The sequence below is a fragment of the Nakamurella sp. genome (assembly GCF_048594475.1).
Taxonomy (GTDB): domain Bacteria; phylum Actinomycetota; class Actinomycetes; order Mycobacteriales; family Nakamurellaceae; genus Nakamurella.
In genome coordinates this window covers 1-14,793 of the sequence record NZ_JBMDXT010000315.1, presented here as the reverse complement: position 1 = coordinate 14,793, position 14,793 = coordinate 1, and the positions used below count along the sequence as shown (strand labels likewise).

At 74.1% G+C, this 14,793-nt stretch carries 14 protein-coding genes and 1 pseudogene; 8 read left to right on the top strand and 7 right to left on the bottom strand.

Annotated features, from left to right (window positions below):
* Together ACOJUF_RS14430 and ACOJUF_RS14425 are read left to right on the top strand one after the other, a co-directional pair.
* Positions 1 to 763 (top strand): MFS transporter (locus ACOJUF_RS14430; RefSeq protein ID WP_420122525.1); only part of this gene is annotated, 763 nt, incomplete at its 5' end.
* 78 nt (positions 764 to 841) lie between these two features.
* Complete coding sequence (locus ACOJUF_RS14425; protein ID WP_420122524.1) at positions 842 to 1,393, top strand: hypothetical protein; 552 nt, start codon at positions 842 to 844, stop codon at positions 1,391 to 1,393.
* A gap of 44 nt (positions 1,394 to 1,437) precedes the next feature.
* Here ACOJUF_RS14425 and ACOJUF_RS14420 read toward each other — a convergent pair whose 3' ends face one another.
* Entirely contained in the window at positions 1,438 to 2,151 is a 714-nt protein-coding gene (locus tag ACOJUF_RS14420) for a TetR/AcrR family transcriptional regulator (RefSeq protein ID WP_420122523.1), read from the bottom strand.
* Positions 2,152 to 2,361: 210 nt separating this feature from the next.
* Here ACOJUF_RS14420 and ACOJUF_RS14415 point away from each other — a divergent pair, with 210 nt between their 5' ends.
* Both ACOJUF_RS14415 and ACOJUF_RS14410 read left to right on the top strand, forming a co-directional pair.
* Entirely contained in the window at positions 2,362 to 3,108 is a 747-nt protein-coding gene (locus ACOJUF_RS14415; protein ID WP_420122522.1) for a phosphatidylserine decarboxylase, read from the top strand.
* Complete coding sequence (locus ACOJUF_RS14410) at positions 3,108 to 4,004, top strand: CDP-alcohol phosphatidyltransferase family protein (protein ID WP_420122521.1); 897 nt, start codon at positions 3,108 to 3,110, stop codon at positions 4,002 to 4,004. Before ACOJUF_RS14415 ends, ACOJUF_RS14410 begins: the two co-directional genes overlap by 1 nt.
* Positions 4,005 to 4,148: 144 nt before the next feature.
* Here the strand turns inward: ACOJUF_RS14410 and ACOJUF_RS14405 are convergent, their stop codons facing one another.
* Entirely contained in the window at positions 4,149 to 4,454 is a 306-nt protein-coding gene (locus tag ACOJUF_RS14405; RefSeq protein WP_420122520.1) for a DUF3263 domain-containing protein, read from the bottom strand.
* A 160-nt stretch (positions 4,455 to 4,614) separates the two neighbouring features.
* The gene (locus ACOJUF_RS14400; RefSeq protein WP_420122519.1) at positions 4,615 to 6,054 is read right to left on the bottom strand and encodes an amidase; all 1,440 of its coding nucleotides are present in this window, start codon (positions 6,052 to 6,054) and stop codon (positions 4,615 to 4,617) included.
* A 63-nt stretch (positions 6,055 to 6,117) separates the two neighbouring features.
* Between ACOJUF_RS14400 and ACOJUF_RS14395 the strand changes: the two genes are divergently transcribed.
* Together ACOJUF_RS14395 and ACOJUF_RS14390 are read left to right on the top strand one after the other, a co-directional pair.
* On the top strand, positions 6,118 to 7,674 hold the full coding sequence (locus tag ACOJUF_RS14395; protein ID WP_420122518.1) for an MFS transporter: 1,557 nt from the start codon (positions 6,118 to 6,120) through the stop codon (positions 7,672 to 7,674).
* A gap of 56 nt (positions 7,675 to 7,730) precedes the next feature.
* Positions 7,731 to 9,389 carry an AMP-binding protein gene (locus ACOJUF_RS14390; RefSeq protein WP_420122517.1) on the top strand — a complete coding sequence of 553 codons (1,659 nt, stop codon included), beginning with the start codon at positions 7,731 to 7,733 and terminating at the stop codon, positions 9,387 to 9,389.
* A 234-nt stretch (positions 9,390 to 9,623) separates the two neighbouring features.
* Here ACOJUF_RS14390 and ACOJUF_RS14385 read toward each other — a convergent pair whose 3' ends face one another.
* Genes ACOJUF_RS14385 through ACOJUF_RS14375 form a run of 3 tightly spaced genes read right to left on the bottom strand, consistent with a single transcriptional unit; the run spans position 9,624 to position 12,318 of the window.
* On the bottom strand, positions 9,624 to 10,394 hold the full coding sequence (locus tag ACOJUF_RS14385; RefSeq protein WP_420122516.1) for a TIGR03084 family metal-binding protein: 771 nt from the start codon (positions 10,392 to 10,394) through the stop codon (positions 9,624 to 9,626).
* Positions 10,395 to 10,429: 35 nt separating this feature from the next.
* On the bottom strand, positions 10,430 to 11,092 hold the full coding sequence (locus ACOJUF_RS14380; RefSeq protein ID WP_420122515.1) for a response regulator transcription factor: 663 nt from the start codon (positions 11,090 to 11,092) through the stop codon (positions 10,430 to 10,432).
* Between the two features lie 20 nt (positions 11,093 to 11,112).
* Positions 11,113 to 12,318 (bottom strand): sensor histidine kinase, encoded by a 1,206-nt coding sequence (locus ACOJUF_RS14375; protein ID WP_420122514.1) that lies wholly within the window; start codon positions 12,316 to 12,318, stop codon positions 11,113 to 11,115.
* Positions 12,319 to 12,466: 148 nt separating this feature from the next.
* Here ACOJUF_RS14375 and ACOJUF_RS14370 point away from each other — a divergent pair, with 148 nt between their 5' ends.
* Positions 12,467 to 13,375 (top strand): ABC transporter ATP-binding protein, encoded by a 909-nt coding sequence (locus ACOJUF_RS14370; protein ID WP_420122513.1) that lies wholly within the window; start codon positions 12,467 to 12,469, stop codon positions 13,373 to 13,375.
* Positions 13,372 to 14,196 carry an ABC transporter permease gene (locus ACOJUF_RS14365; RefSeq protein WP_420122512.1) on the top strand — a complete coding sequence of 275 codons (825 nt, stop codon included), beginning with the start codon at positions 13,372 to 13,374 and terminating at the stop codon, positions 14,194 to 14,196. Before ACOJUF_RS14370 ends, ACOJUF_RS14365 begins: the two co-directional genes overlap by 4 nt.
* Positions 14,197 to 14,262: 66 nt before the next feature.
* Here ACOJUF_RS14365 and ACOJUF_RS14360 read toward each other — a convergent pair.
* Positions 14,263 to 14,793, bottom strand: a pseudogene (locus ACOJUF_RS14360) (MFS transporter); the annotation flags it as partial.

Below are 14,793 nucleotides of genomic sequence, written 5' to 3'. Positions count from 1 at the left end.
CGAGGCGGAGGCCCGGTTCGAGATCGACGAGGTCACCACCTCGCTCCGGGCGGCCGAGAACGCGCCGACGGTGCCGTTCTTCACCCGGGAGCACCGCAAGGTCATCCTGCTCGCCTTCGCCATCGCGGCGTTCAACCAGCTGTCCGGCATCAACGCGGTGCTCTACTACGCCCCCGAGGTGTTCCGGATGGCCGGGGCGGGCGAGAACGCCGCCTTCCTGGAGAGTGTCGCGGTCGGCCTGGTCAACCTGATCGCCACCATGGCCGCGCTGACCGTCATCGACAAGCTCGGCCGGCGCCGGCTGATGCTGGTCGGCTCGATCGGCTACCTGATCAGCCTGCTCGGCCTGGCGGCGATCTTCTACCTCTACAGCGGCAACTTCAGCGGCTTCTCCAGCGTGCTGGTGCTGGTCGGCCTGATGGTTTTCATCGCCGCGCACGCCTTCGGTCAGGGCGCGGTGATCTGGGTGTTCATCTCCGAGATCTTCCCCAACCGGATCCGGGGCCGGGGCCAGTCGTTCGGCAGCCTGACCCACTGGGTGTTCGCGGCGATCGTGTCGTGGACGTTCCCGGGCATCGCCGGCGCCCTCGGCGGCGGCACCGCGTTCCTGATCTTCGGCATCTGCATGGTCGGCCAGCTCGTCTGGGTCATCAAGGTCATGCCGGAGACCAAGGGCGTCCCGCTGGAGGAGATGGAGAAGCAGCTCGGTCTGGTGCACGACCCGAACGACGTCGGCCCCAGCCGGCCCATGATGGGGCACTGACCGGCGGCCCTCCGGCCACCCGGCTATCCTCGGCCGATGGGTGGGCGGGCCGGAGGGCGAACCGGCGGGTGGCGGTCGATGGCGCTCGGCGCCCTGATGCTGTCCGCCGTCGGCGTCGCCGCGTGCGGGACGCCCACGGCCGGGTCCGCGACCGCCAACCCTTCGGCCGCGATCCCCTCCCCCAGCCCGTCGGCGTCCGCATCGAGACCGTCCGCGGTCGTCACCACCCTCACCGTCACGGCGGTGACCACCGCGTCCGCGCCGCCGGCGACCGACCTGACCGGCGAGCAGTACGGATTCATCACAGCCGTCGACGTCGCCGCCGGCACCGTCAGCCTCGACCGGATCGCCTACTTCACCGGGGCGGACGCCCAGAAGGCCTGTGCCGAGGACGGCGTCACCGACACCAGCAACAACTGGTGCACCGGCTACTACTGGCGCAACAACAACCCGGCCCTGCGCACCCTCGCGGTCAGCCCGGACGCCACCATCACGGTGCTCGACGGGTCGGCGTCGGTGCCCGGCTCGCTGGAGAAGGTCGCCCAGCGGATCACCCAGGCGACCTCGACCTACCGGTTGGTCATCACGGACGGTCGGGTGACCGAGATGCACGAGATGTACGCGCCCTGATCCGGCCGAGCCCCGTCCGGGGCGGCCCCGTCCGGACCGGTGCCTCAGCCCGGCCGGCGGCCGGCCAGCTGGTCGCGGACGGCGGCCGCCACCCGGTCCGGCGACGTGCTGGCCGGGAACACCGCGACCACGACGTCGGCCGGCGCGACCGGCGCGTCGACGACCGGGCCGACCCCGTGCAACGCCCGGACCCGGTCGAGTTCGGCGGTCAGCTCCCGCTCGTCCACCGGCTGGGTGGACCGCAGCAGCCGCCGCAGCTCGTAGTTGTGGGTGGCGATGACCGCGGCCACGAACCGGATGGCGGGCAGGGGCGGCTGGTCCGGCAGCCGCCGGCGCAGATAGCTGACCATCAGCCGCTCGTACCGGCTGGTCGTGATGAGTTCGCGGTCGCGCAGCTCCGGGGTCTCCCGGACGACCCGGTCCCGGAGCTGGACGATCGGCAGCCGGTCGCGGAACCGGCGGAACACCATGGTCGCCGCCTCGCACACCGCGCGGTAGGGGTCGGCGTGGTCGCGGGCCAGGAAGTCGGTGATCGACCCGAGCAGCTCGTCGTGGTCGGCGAAGATCACGTCCTCCTTCGACCGGAAGTGCCGGAAGAAGGTGCTGCGGGAGACCCCGGCGGCCTCGGCGATGGCCGTCGCCGACGTCGCCTGGAAGCCCTGCTCGGCGAACATCCGGACCGCGACGTCGGCCACCGCCACCCGTGGGAGCGCGGCCGGACGGGCCGACTGGTCCGCGTCGTCGGTGAGCCCGGTCACCGGACCAACCTACCCGGGGTGGGACCGGGTCCCACCCGGGCACCGCAGGGCCGCTGCCGCGCCGGCCCTGTGACCGGCCGCTCGTCGCGACACCGCTGCACTGTCGCACTCCGGGCCCCCGCCTGGGCTACCGTTGTGCCCATCCGAACGTCGGGCGGAACTTCTCCTCGCAGCGTCCCCGATGACGAAAGGGCAGGCGAACGACCCGCAATGGCCGACACACGACCCGGCTCGCACATGGTCGGGCTCATCCGCTCCACCATCCCACCGATCCACCCGGGCGGGCGGCCCATCGTCCTGGGCGCCGCCGGGGCGACCCTGGCCGGCCGGTTGCTGCTGCGCACCCTCGGCCTGCGCCGGGCCGGCCGGGTGGTCACCACCGTCGGGCTGGCCGCGGCCGCCGGCTCCGCGGCCTTCTTCCGGGCCCCGGCGCGGGTCGGTCCGGATGGCACCGGCCTGGTGGTCGCCCCCGCCGACGGGTTGGTCAGCCTCATCACCGATGCGTCGCCGCCGCCCGAACTGGGCCTGCCGGCCACGCCGCTGGTGCGGGTCTCGATCTTCCTGTCGATCTTCGACGTGCACATCCAACGGGTGCCGATCGGCGGGGTGATCCGCGAGGTGGCCTACCGGCCGGGGGCCTTCCTGTCGGCCGACCTGGACAAGGCCTCCGACGACAACGAACGGAACTCGCTGCTCATCGACCCGGCCGACCCGTCCGTGGCCGGTCCGGTGGTCGTCACCCAGATCGCCGGCCTGGTCGCCCGCCGGATCGTCTGTGACGTCCGGGCCGGGCAACCGGTGGCCACCGGCGACACCTACGGCCTGATCCGGTTCGGGTCCCGGCTGGACACCTACCTGCCGTCCGGCACCCGCCCGCTGGTCCGCCTGGGCCAGCGGGCCGTCGGCGGCGAGACGGTACTGGCCGACCTGGCCGGGACGATCGGGACCGCGGGCTGATGGGCGGGGTTCCGGGCGTCCGGTTCCTGCCCAACGCGATCACCGTGATGGCCCTGTGCGCGGGCCTGACCTCGGTGGCGTTCGCGATGAGCGGGCAATGGCTGCTCTCGGTCGGCGCCATCGCGACCGCGGCCGTCCTGGACTCCCTGGACGGGCCGGCCGCCCGCTGGCTCCGCTCGCAGAGCCGGGTCGGGGCCGAGCTGGACTCCCTCTCGGACTGCATCTCGTTCGGCGTCGCGCCGGCCCTGGTGATGTACGTCTGGCTGCTGCGGGACGAGGGCCAGGGCTACGGCTGGGTCGTGTGCCTGCTGTTCGCGGTGTGCGCCGCCCTGCGGCTGGCCCGGTTCAACTCGCTGCTCGACGACGAGCCCAAGCCGTGGGCCAAGGGCTTCTTCACCGGGGTGCCGACCCCGGCCGGTGGCCTGATCGTGACCGCGCCGCTGCTGCTGACCAACCGGCTCGGCCCCGACGGGCCGTGGGCGGTGCCGTGGGTCGTGTCGATCTGGATCGCGCTGATCGGCTTCCTGATGGTGTCCAGGGTGCCGACCATCGCCCTGAAATCGGTCCGACTGCCGCCGCAGTTCATCGTGCCGATGCTGATCCTGCTGGTGCTGGGCGTCGCGGCGCTGTTCTACCAGCCCGAACTCGTCACCGTGATCGGCATGGTCGTCTACCTGCTGCACATCCCGTACGCGGTGTGGAAGTACAACCACCTCAAGCATCACCCGGAGCTGTGGCGGACGACGGGCGGGCGCACCCGCCGGTCCAGCCGCCGGGTGCGGATGCGGATGCCGCGGCGGCAGCGGGTGGCCGGCCGGCTGCCCGACGGGTCCCCGGCGCCGCACCAGCAGGGCACCCGGCGCCGCCCGCGGACGGCGTGGCGGCGGCTGCCGTAGGCCGCGCCGTCGAGCCGGGCGGGAAGACCCCGCTGGCCGGGTCACCGTGCGGACGGCCGGACGGCCGGACGGCCCGGACGGTCGGACCCGGGCAGTGGGTCCCTGGCAGCGGGGTCCGGGCGGCGATCCGGGTGGCGCCCGGGCTCAGACCTCGAAGCCGAGCCGGCGCGCGGAACGCGTCTTCTGCCGGCTGGTGCGCAGCCGCCGCAGCCGCCGGACCAGCCGCGGATCCTCGGCCAGCGCGGCCGGATTGTCGATGATCTCGTTCAGCACCTGGTAGTACCGGGTCGGCGAGAGGTCGAACCGCTCCTTGATCGCCTGCTCCTTGGCCCCCGCGTACTGCCACCACTGGCGTTCGAAGGCCAGGATGTCGCGGTCGCGACGGCCCAGCTCGGTCCCCTGGCCCGGGGCCCTGTCGCCGTTCGGCTGCGGCGCGGCAGCGGTATCCACCTCGGGGTCCTCCCGGAATCACGCACATCTCGGCAGCCGAAAGACACGGCTGTCATTCCCGGGTGCCATTCCAACACGGACGGCCCGCCCGGCCGTGGCGCTCGGTGGGCGTGTCCGCCCCGACCGCCCCCGATCCGGTCACGCACCGTCCGAGGACCGGTCACGCCTGCGGCCCGGTTGACAGCGCGGGCCGGCGCCGGCCGTGCCCGGTGACCGCCTCGAACCCCCGGGCCAGGCCCAGCAGGGCCCGCTCCCCGCGGTGCCGGCCGACGATCTGCAGGCCGAGCGGCGTCCCCGCGGCGCTGAAGCCACCGGGCACCGACAGCGCTGGATGGCCGGTGACGGTGATGTGGCAGACCGGTCGCATCCACCCCAGGTAATCCGGCTGGTCGACCCCGGCCACCGTCTCCGGGTACTGCATCTCGACCGGGAACGCCGGCAGCGGAGCGACCGGCAGCAGCAGCGCGTCGAACCCGTCCAGGAACTCCCGCATCCGGTGGAACAGCGTCGTCCGGAGCACGGCGGCCCGTCCCACCTGCGGTCCGGTGAGCGGCCGCCCGGCCCGCATGTTGGCCAGCAGGCTGGGCCTGACCAGATCGGCACCGGCGTCCAGTTCGGCCCCCAGCGTGGCCTCGAACTGCCAGGCCCGCAGGGTGCGGAAGCACTCGTCGGCACCGTCCAGGTCCGGGCAGCCCTCCTCGACGACCGCGCCGTGGGTCTCGCACACGGCGGCGGCTGCCCGGACCATCGCCGCCACCTCCGGCTCGACGTCGACCAGCCCGCCCAGGTCCGGGGAGAACGCGATCCGCGCGCCGGCCAGCCCGCCGGCGGGCACGTCGGCGAAGGTCGAGCCGGGCTCCTCCAGCGAGATCGGCGACCGGCCGTCCGGGCCGGCGAGCACGGACAGCAGCAGGGCCAGGTCGTCCACGGTGCGGGCCATGGGACCGGCGACGGACAGGCCGACGAACCCATCGGCGGCCGGGTGGACCGGGACCCGGCCGGCCGTGGGCCGCAGCCCGACGACGTTGCAGTAGCCGGCCGGCAGCCGCAGCGAGCCGCCCATGTCGTTGCCGTCGGCCAACGGGTGCAGCCCGGCGGCCAGCGCCGCCGCCGCCCCGCCCGAGGAGCCGCCGGCCGTGACCGACCGGTCGTAGGGGTTCCGGGTCACCCCGAACACCTCGTTGAAGGTGTGCCCGCCGGCGGCGAACTCCGGGATGTTGGTCTTGCCGATGGTCACCACCCCGGCCGCCCGCAGCCGCTCCACGACCAGGTCGTCGGTGTCGGGCACCAGGTCCGCCCGCAGCCGCGACCCGAACGTGGTCCGGATCCCCGCCGTCAGATGGTTGTCCTTGTGCGCCATCGGCAGCCCGTGCAACGGGCCCGCGAACTCGCCGCGCGCGGCCAGCTGGTCCAGCTCGTGGGCCCGGGCGAACGCCAGCTCGGGGGTGAGCGTGACGATCGCGTTGATCTGCGGGTTCACCGCGGCGATGCGGTCCAGGTGCACCTGCAGCAGCTCGCGCGCGCTGATCTGCCGGTCGCGGAGCAGGGCGATCAGCCGGCGGGCCTCGTGATAGTGCAGCTCGTCCGTCATCATGGTCATCTTGCGCGACCGGGGTCCCGGTGCCCAGCCCGGGCACCCGCGGCCCCGGGTGAGGGGGTCGCCATGAACGGTCGGGCCACGGCGTCGTCGCTGCGCCTGGTGCTGGTCAGCATGACGCTGGCCAACGCGATGATCCTGGTCGACCAGACCGCGGTCCCGCTGATCCTGCCGGACGTCATGAACACCTTCCGCATCGGCTCGGCGTCGGCCCAATGGGTGCTCAACGCCAGCCTGCTGCCGCTGGCCGGCCTGCTGGTGCTGGGGGGCCGGCTCGGCGACCTGCTCGGCCGGCGCCGGATCTTCCTGCTCGGTTCGGCCCTGTTCGGCGGCGCGTCCGCGGTCGCCGGGCTCGCCCCGGCGTTCTGGATCCTGCTGGTGGCCCGGGTGGTGCAGGGCGCCGGCGGGGCGCTGATGCTGCCGGCGACCGTGGCGATCATCAGTTCGGCGTACCCACCGGAGGGCAGGGGCCGTGCCCTGGGCACCATGGGCGGGACCGCGGCGATCGCCGGCGCGCTCGGCCCGACCATCGGCGGCGCGCTGACGTCGCTGATCAGCTGGCGGGCCGTTCTGCTGATCAACCTGCCGCTGCTGCTGATCGTGCTGTGGTGCGCCCTGCGCGCGGTGCCGGCCGACCCGCCGCGGTCGGGCCGGGTGCACGTGGACCTGAGCGGATCGCTGCTGCTGTGCGTCACGCTCGTCGGGCTCGTGTTCGGCCTCTCCCAGACGGCGGTCTGGCCACTCACCAGCCCCGGAGTCTGGGTGCCGGTGCTCGTCGCGATGGTCGCCGGCGGGCTGTTCGTCCGGCGGGAGCGCCGGGCGCACAACCCGCTGATGAGCTTCTCGCTGCTGCGCCGGCACCGCAATTACCTGGGCGCGACCGTCAGCCAGGGGTTGGCCGGCATGGCCGAGATGGGTCTTGGCCTGATCTTTCCGCTGCTGCTGATCCTGAACCTGCAGATGGACCCGGGCCTGGCCGGCCTCGCCCTGATCCCGACCACCCTGCCGATGGTCCTGCTCGCCCCGCTGACCGGGCGCTGGTACGACCGGTCCGGTGGGCGCGCCCCGATGACCTGCGGTTTTCTCATCCTGGCGGCGTCCGGAATGCTGCTCGCGGCGACCGTCTCGCTGGACAGCTACCTGTGGCTGCTGCCCGGCCTGCTCGCCTACGGCACCGGCCTGGCCATCGTGCTGACGGTGAACGACCCGGTGACCGTCGACAGCATTCCCGACGACGACCAGGGCCAGGCGTCCGGCGTCTCGGCGACCGCCGAACAGGGCGGTGGCGCCCTGGGTATCGCGGTCCTGTACGCCGTGTTCCACCAGGTGTACCTGGTCAAGTTCTATGCCGCCCAGGACGCCGCGCCCGGGCCCGACCTGGACGCCGAGACCCTCGGCAAGCTGAAGGACATCATCATCGGTGACGAGCAGACCGGGCTCAAGGTGTCCGACTTCGGGGCCTACGTGCAGAGCTATCTGATCCCGGCGCGCGAGGCCTCCAACCTCGGATACGCGGTGACCTTCCTCGTGGTCACCGCGCTCGCCCTGGTCGGCGCCGCGTCCGCGTGGTGGTTGGTCCGGCGGCCCGCCGGCCCGGCCGGGATCGAGGCGGCCGACGCCTGACGGGTGTTGGATCGGGGGGTGGAGCGTTCGGTGTGGAGCGCCCACGAGGAGGGCTCATGGTGACCGTCGCGTCGTACTCGTCGGGCACGTCGGACGTGCCGCTGCTGGGCGACACCATCGGCGCGGTGCTCGACCGGGCGGCCGCGGACCGGCCGGACGCGCCGGCGCTGGTCGACGTCCCGAGCGGACGCCGGTGGACCTACGCCCAGCTGCGGGACGCCGCCGACGACGTCGCGCTCGGACTGCTGGCCGCCGGGGTGCGCCGTGGCGACCGGATCGGCATCTGGGCGCCCAACCTGCCGGAATGGACGCTGGTGCAGTTCGGCTCGGCCCGGATCGGCGCCATCCTGGTCACCATCAACCCGGCCTACCGGGTGCACGAGCTGGAGTACGTGCTGAACCAGTCCGGCATCTCGCTGCTGGTGGCCGCGCCGTCCTTCAAGAATTCCGACTACGCCGCGATGATCGACCAGGTCCGGCCGGCCTGCCCCGACCTGCGGGCCGCCGTGCTGATCGGCCGGCCCGGCTGGGACGAGCTGCTGGCCACCGGCCGCGACGCCGGACCGGCCGACCGCGCCGCCCTGGCCGAGATGGGCGCGGCCCTGTCCGCCGACGATCCGATCAACATCCAGTACACGTCGGGGACGACCGGATTCCCCAAGGGCGCCACCCTGTCCCACCAGAACATCGTGAACAACGGCTATTTCGTGGGCCGGCTCTGCGGCTACACCCCCGACGACCGGGTGTGCATCCCGGTGCCGTTCTACCACTGCTTCGGCATGGTGATGGGCACCCTGGGCGCCGTGACGAACGGTGCGACGATGGTGATCCCGGCGCCGGCATTCGACCCGGCGGCGACGCTGCACGCGGTGGCCGCCGAGCGGTGCACCTCGCTCTACGGGGTGCCGACGATGTTCATCGCCGAGCTCAACCATCCCGATGTCGAGTCCTATGACCTGAGCTCGCTGCGCACCGGCATCATGGCCGGCTCACCGTGCCCGGTCGAGGTGATGAAGCAGGTCGTCGAACGGATGGGGATGACCGAGGTGACCATCTGCTACGGCATGACCGAGACGTCCCCGGTGTCGACCCAGACCCGGGCCGACGACACGCTGGACCGCCGGGTGTCGACCGTGGGCCGGGTGCATCCGCACGTCGAGGTGAAGATCGTCGACCCGGAGACCGGCCGCACCCTGCCCCGCGGTGAGCCCGGCGAGCTGTGCACCCGCGGCTACTCGGTGATGCTGGGCTACTGGGACGAGCCGGAGCGGACGGCCGAGGCGATCGACGCCGCCCGGTGGATGCACACCGGCGACCTGGCGGTCATGGACGACGACGGGTACCTCAACATCACCGGCCGGATCAAGGATCTGGTGATCCGGGGCGGGGAGAACGTCTACCCGCGGGAGATCGAGGAATTCCTCTACACGCACCCCGACATCCTCGACGCCCAGGTGATCGGCGTCCCCGACGAGCGGTACGGCGAGGAGCTGTGCGTCTGGGTCCGGCTCCGGCCGGGCGCGGAACCGCTGACCGCGGCGGCGATCCGGGACTTCTCGGCCGGCCGGCTGGCCCGCTACAAGATCCCCAAGTACGTGCTGCTGGTCGACGACTTCCCGATGACCGTCACCGGCAAGATCCGCAAGGTCGAGATGCGCGAGAAGTCGGTCGAGCTGCTCGATCTCGGGGCCGCCGCGGCCATCCGCAACGCCTGAACCCGGCGCGCGGCCACACCCCCCGACCCTGCCCGCGCGGATCAACAACGCCGGCGCGGATCACCTCACCCCGAATGTGACGGGTGCGCCGGGAGTAGCCGACTTCAGCCGCGCGCCGGTGCGGCCACCCCGGGCCGCACCGACTCGCCACAGCGGCAAGTTCGGGATCGATTCAGAACATGCATCTCTGGCGAGTCGACGCCGACCACGGCACCCGCGGGCCCACCGCGGGCGTCAGCCTGCGCGGCTGGCCGACCGGCCGGGCCCGGGCGGCCCGGCGAACGCCTGGGCCAGGTCCAGCCACTCGTCCGCCGCCGCGGTCGTCGCCGTCAGCGACAGGTCGGCCCGGTGCCGGCGCCGGGTGACCAGGAGGTCGAAGTCCAGCGCCGGCCCGCTGACGTCGGCCGCCCGGTCGCCCGGACCCCAGGCCCAGGTCGACCCGTCGGGCGCGGTCAGTTCCACCCGGAACGGCTCCGCCGGCGGGATCCGGCCGTGCACGCCGAACGCGTGATCGCGAGTGATCACCCCCAGGTGGGCGACGTGCCGCAGCCGGCCGGTCGGCACCCGCTCGACGCCCAGCGCGTCGGCGACATCCTGGCCGTGGGCCCAGGTCTCCATGATCCGGGCGGTGGCCATCGAGGTCGGGCTCATGGTGGTGCCGATCCAGGGCAGGCGCACCCGTCCGGCCGCGGCGAGCGCGGCGGCCAGCGCGGCCCGGCCCTCCCGCCAGCGGGCCAGCAGGTCGGCCGGCGGCAACGTGGCGCCGTCGGCGGCGCCGGCCTCGATCAGCCCGGTCAGGTCGGCCGCGGCCGCCCGCCGGATCTCGGCGAACGTGTCCGGGTCGGTGGCGGCGGCCAGCGCCGCGTGGTCGGTCCAGGCCAGGTGACCGATCTGATGGGCGACGGTCCAGCCGGGCGCGGGGGTCGGCGTGGTCCAGGCCGGCCCGGGTAGGACGGCGACCAGCGCGTCCAGCTCGGCGCTCTCGGCGGCCAGGTCGTCCAACACGCCCGCGATGGTGGCCGCGGCCGGCCGCCCGCCGGTCACTCCCACCCCGCGTCGTGCACGAGAAGCGCCAGCTGAACCCGGTTGTCGGCGCCGATCTTGGTCAGCGCCCGCCCGACGTGGGCCTTGACCGTGGCGATCGACATGAACAGCTCGGCCGCGATCTCGGCGTTGGTCTGCCCCTTGCCGACGCCCCGCGCCACCTCCGCCTCGCGGTCGGTCAGGTCGGCCAGCCGCCGCCGCGCCTGCGCCCGGGCGGCGCTGCCCGCGGTGCGCTCGGGCGCCGTCGCGGCGGCGATCACCTGGGCGGTCACCTGCGGGGACAGGGTCGGCGCGCCGGTCGTCACGGTCTTGACCGCCTCGACCAGGCGGGCCGGCGGGGTGTCCTTGAGCAGGAACCCGGCGGCGCCGATGCGCAGGGCGCGCAGCACCATCTCGTCGGTGTCGAAGGTGGTGAGCACGATGATCCGGGGCGCGTCGGGCCGGGCGGCCAGCTCCTCGGTCGCGCTCAGCCCGTCCCGCACCGGCATCCGGATGTCCATCAGCACGACGTCCGGCCGCTGCGTCTCGACCAGCTCGATCGCCTCGGCGCCGTTCGTCGCCTGGCCGACGACCGCCAGCTCGGGGTCCCCGCCCAGGATCATCGCCAGCCCGGTACGCACCAGCGCATCGTCGTCGACGATCGCCACCCGAATCCTCACCGGCCGATCCACCCGCTGACTCACCCGGCCCACGGTAGCCAGACGGCCAGCTCGAAGCCGCCACCGGGGCGCGAACCGTGGGTGATCCGGCCGCCGGCCGTCGCCACCCGCTCGGTCAGGCCGACCAGGCCCAGGCCGGCCCCGGGCAGCCCCGACCCGCCCGTCCGCAGCGGGGCCGGGTTCGTGATGCGCAGGGCCAGCCCGTCACCCGGCTCACCGGCGACCGACACGGTGACCCGGGTGTCCGGGGCGTGCTTGCGGGCGTTGGTCAGCCCCTCCCGGACCACCCGGTGCGCGGTCTGCACCGTCAGGGACGGCGGCTCCCCGACGGGCATGCCGTCCGGCCCGGGGGCGACGTCCTCGATCAGGTCGATGTGCATGCCCGCGGCCCGCCCCTCCTGCACCAGGCCGGCGATGTCGGCCAGGTGCGGTTGCGGCGGCTCCGGGGCGTCGGTGACGGCGCCGGGGTCGCGCAGCACCCCGAGCACGTCCCGCAGCTCGGCCAGCGCGAGCCGGGCGTTGTCCTCGATCGTGCGCAGCGCGGCCTGCCGTTCGTCGGCGGACAGGTCGGTGCGGTAGCCGACCGCGGCCGCGTGCATGGCGACCAGCGAGATGCGATGGGCCAGCACGTCGTGCATGTCCCTGGCGATCCGATTCCGCTCGGCGATCCGGGTCGCCTCGACCCGGGCGGCCTGCTCCCGTTCGGCGGTCTCGGCCCGTTCCCGCAGGCCCTCGACCAGGGCCCGGCGTTGCCCGACCGCGACCCCGACGGCGATGACCATGGCGATGCCGACCACGACGAACGCCGGCTGGATCCACCACTGCTGGTCGGAGGGCGAGGCCCCGTAGACCGGGTTCGGCACCGAGAACGCGACCAGATCGACCACTCCGACGACGGCAATCTCCCGCCACCGCCGCCGGGTCGCCACCGAGCACAGGGCCAGCAGCGCCGCCCCGAACCCCAGGGTCGAGACGATGGCGGTGAGCGCCGCCGCGACGGCCACCGGGACCGGATACCGGCGCACCAGCCGGAGCACCAGCACCAGCGCCGCGATGCCCAGGACCGGGTCGACCGCCCATCCCCAGACCCGCTCGAACCCGGCGTCGGCGGCCGAGCCTGCGGTGGCGATCCACCCGACCAGGCTCAACCCCAGGGCCAGCAGGACCCGCCACGTCGTGCCCCACCGCCCGCGAGGTGGAGCGGCGGGTTCGGCGGAGGTGAACATCGAGCCGACCCTATGCCGGCGCGGCCGCGATCGGCCCCGGACCGGCCCGGGTGCCGACCGAGGTCGATCCGGATGTAGACCAAAGGAGGGGGTCGGTCTAGACCATCGCTCGATTCGGCGGCGGGCCGGCGGCGGCAGGCTGAGAGCCATGATCCAGATCGAGAACCTGAGCAAGCGCTACGGCGGCACGACGGCCGTCGACGGCATCACCTTCACCGCCCGGCCCGGCTCCGTCACCGGCTTCCTCGGCCCGAACGGTGCCGGCAAGTCGACCGCGATGCGGATGATGACCGGCCTGACCGCGCCCACCGCCGGGCGGGCCCTGATCCTGGGCCGGCCCTACCGGGAGCTGCCGAACCCGGGCCGGCAGGTCGGCGTCATGCTCGACGCCGCCGCGCAGCACCCGGGGCGCACCGGCCGCGAGGTGCTGCGGCTGGCCGCGCTGCAGCTCGGGGTCGAGCCCGGCCGGGTCGGCGCCTCGCTGGACCTGGTCGGGCTGACCCCGGCCGAGGCCAAGCGCCGGGTCCGCGACTACTCGCTGGGCATGCGGCAGCGGCTGGGCATCGCCGGCGCGCTGATCGGCGACCCGCAGGTGCTGATCCTGGACGAGCCGGCCAACGGCCTGGACCCGCAGGGCATCCACTGGATGCGCGCGCTGCTGCGGGGGTTCGCCGACCAGGGCGGCACCGTGCTGCTGTCCTCGCACCTGCTGAACGAGGTGCAGATCATCGCCGACGACCTGGTGATGATCGGCCGCGGGCGGATCGTCGCCCAGGGCGCCAAGAGCGACCTCTTAGCCACGGCCGGCAGCCGGGTCGGCTCGACCGACGACCACGCCCTGGCCGCGGCGCTGACGGCCGCCGGGGTGGCCGTGCGCCGCGACGGCGACCGGCTGGCCGTCGACGCACCCACCGATCTCGTCGGACGCATCGCCCTGCAGGCGGGCATCGCCCTCACCCACCTCGGCGACACCGGCGCGCAGGGCCTGGAAGAGATGTTCCTGCAGCTCACCGCCGACGACTCGCGCACCACGATCCAGGAAGGCCTCGCGGCATGACCACCACCGGCACCAACCCCACCGTTCCCGCCCCCGCCCCGACCACCGGCACATCCCCTGACCGCGCCCCGGTCACCGCGGTGGCGGCCGGCCGGCCCGACCTGCGGCCGGTCCCGTTCCGCCGCACCACCCGGGTCGAGCTGCGCAAGATGGTCGACACCCGGGCCGGCCGCTGGCTGCTGGCGATCGTCACCGCCGCCGGTCTGGCCACCATCGCGGCCACCCTGATCTGGAGCAGCGGGCCGCACGGCCTGACGGACTTCCTGGGGTACGCGGCGTTCCCGCTGAGCCTGCTGCTGCCGGTCATCGGCATCATGGGCGCGACCGCCGAATGGACCCAGCGCACCGGCCTGGTCACCTTCACCCTGGAGCCGCGCCGCGGACGGGTCGTCGCCGCCAAGCTGGTGGCCGCCGTCCTGCTCGGTCTCGCCGTCCTCGCCGCGGCGGTGGCCGCCTCCGCGCTGGCCACGATGGCCACCGGGTCGGCCTGGGACCTGACCCTGCCGATGCTCGCCGGGCTGGCCGCCGGCCTGCTGCTGTTCGTCCTGCAGGGCGTCGCGTTCGGCTTCGCCTTCCTCAACACGCCGGCCGCGATCGTGGCGTCGCTGCTGCTGCCGACCGTGTGGACCATCGTCGGCGGGCTGGTGCCGAGCGTGCAGCGGGCGTCCGAGTGGCTCAACCTGACCGTCACCACCGGCCCCCTGCTCAACGGCACCATGGCCGGCGACGACTGGGCCAAGCTGGCCGCCAGCGCCGCCCTGTGGATCGGCCTGCCGCTGGCCGTGGGCACCTGGCGGGTGCTGACCCGCGAGGTGAAGTAACGCACCGGACCGACGGCCCGGCCCGGGGGTGTGTCCCCGGGCCGGGCCGTCGGCGTCCCCCCGCTCTCACCCCCGGGGGGTGGCCGGCGCCGCCTCGGGATCGTGGTCGGCGGCACCCACCGGGGCGGTCGAACCCCGCACGAACAGCACCGCGACCGCGGCGGCCAGCACGACCCCCACGGCGACCAGGATCACCGGGTCCATCGCGTCGGTGAACGCGGCGGCGAACGTGTGCCGCGCGGCCGCGGCGAGCTGGTCGGCCAGCTCCGCCGGGACGCCGGCCGGCAGGGCCTCCTGGGCCTGGCCGGCGCCGACCTGCAGCCCGCCGCCGGCCGCGGCCGCGACCCCGTCGACGAACGGCCCCCGGACCGCATCGGGCAGCCCGGCGGCGGTGGCCGACGCCTGGGCGACCAGCGCGGACGCCAGCCGGTTGGCCAGCAGCGCACCGAGGATGGCGGTGGCCAGCACGGAGCCGAACTCCTGCACCGTGTCCAGCACACCGGCCCCGATGCCGGCCCGGGACGGCGGCATGTCCCGGGTGGCCAGCCCGAACACCGGCGTCCACACACACCCGAGGCCGACGCCGGCGGCGACCAG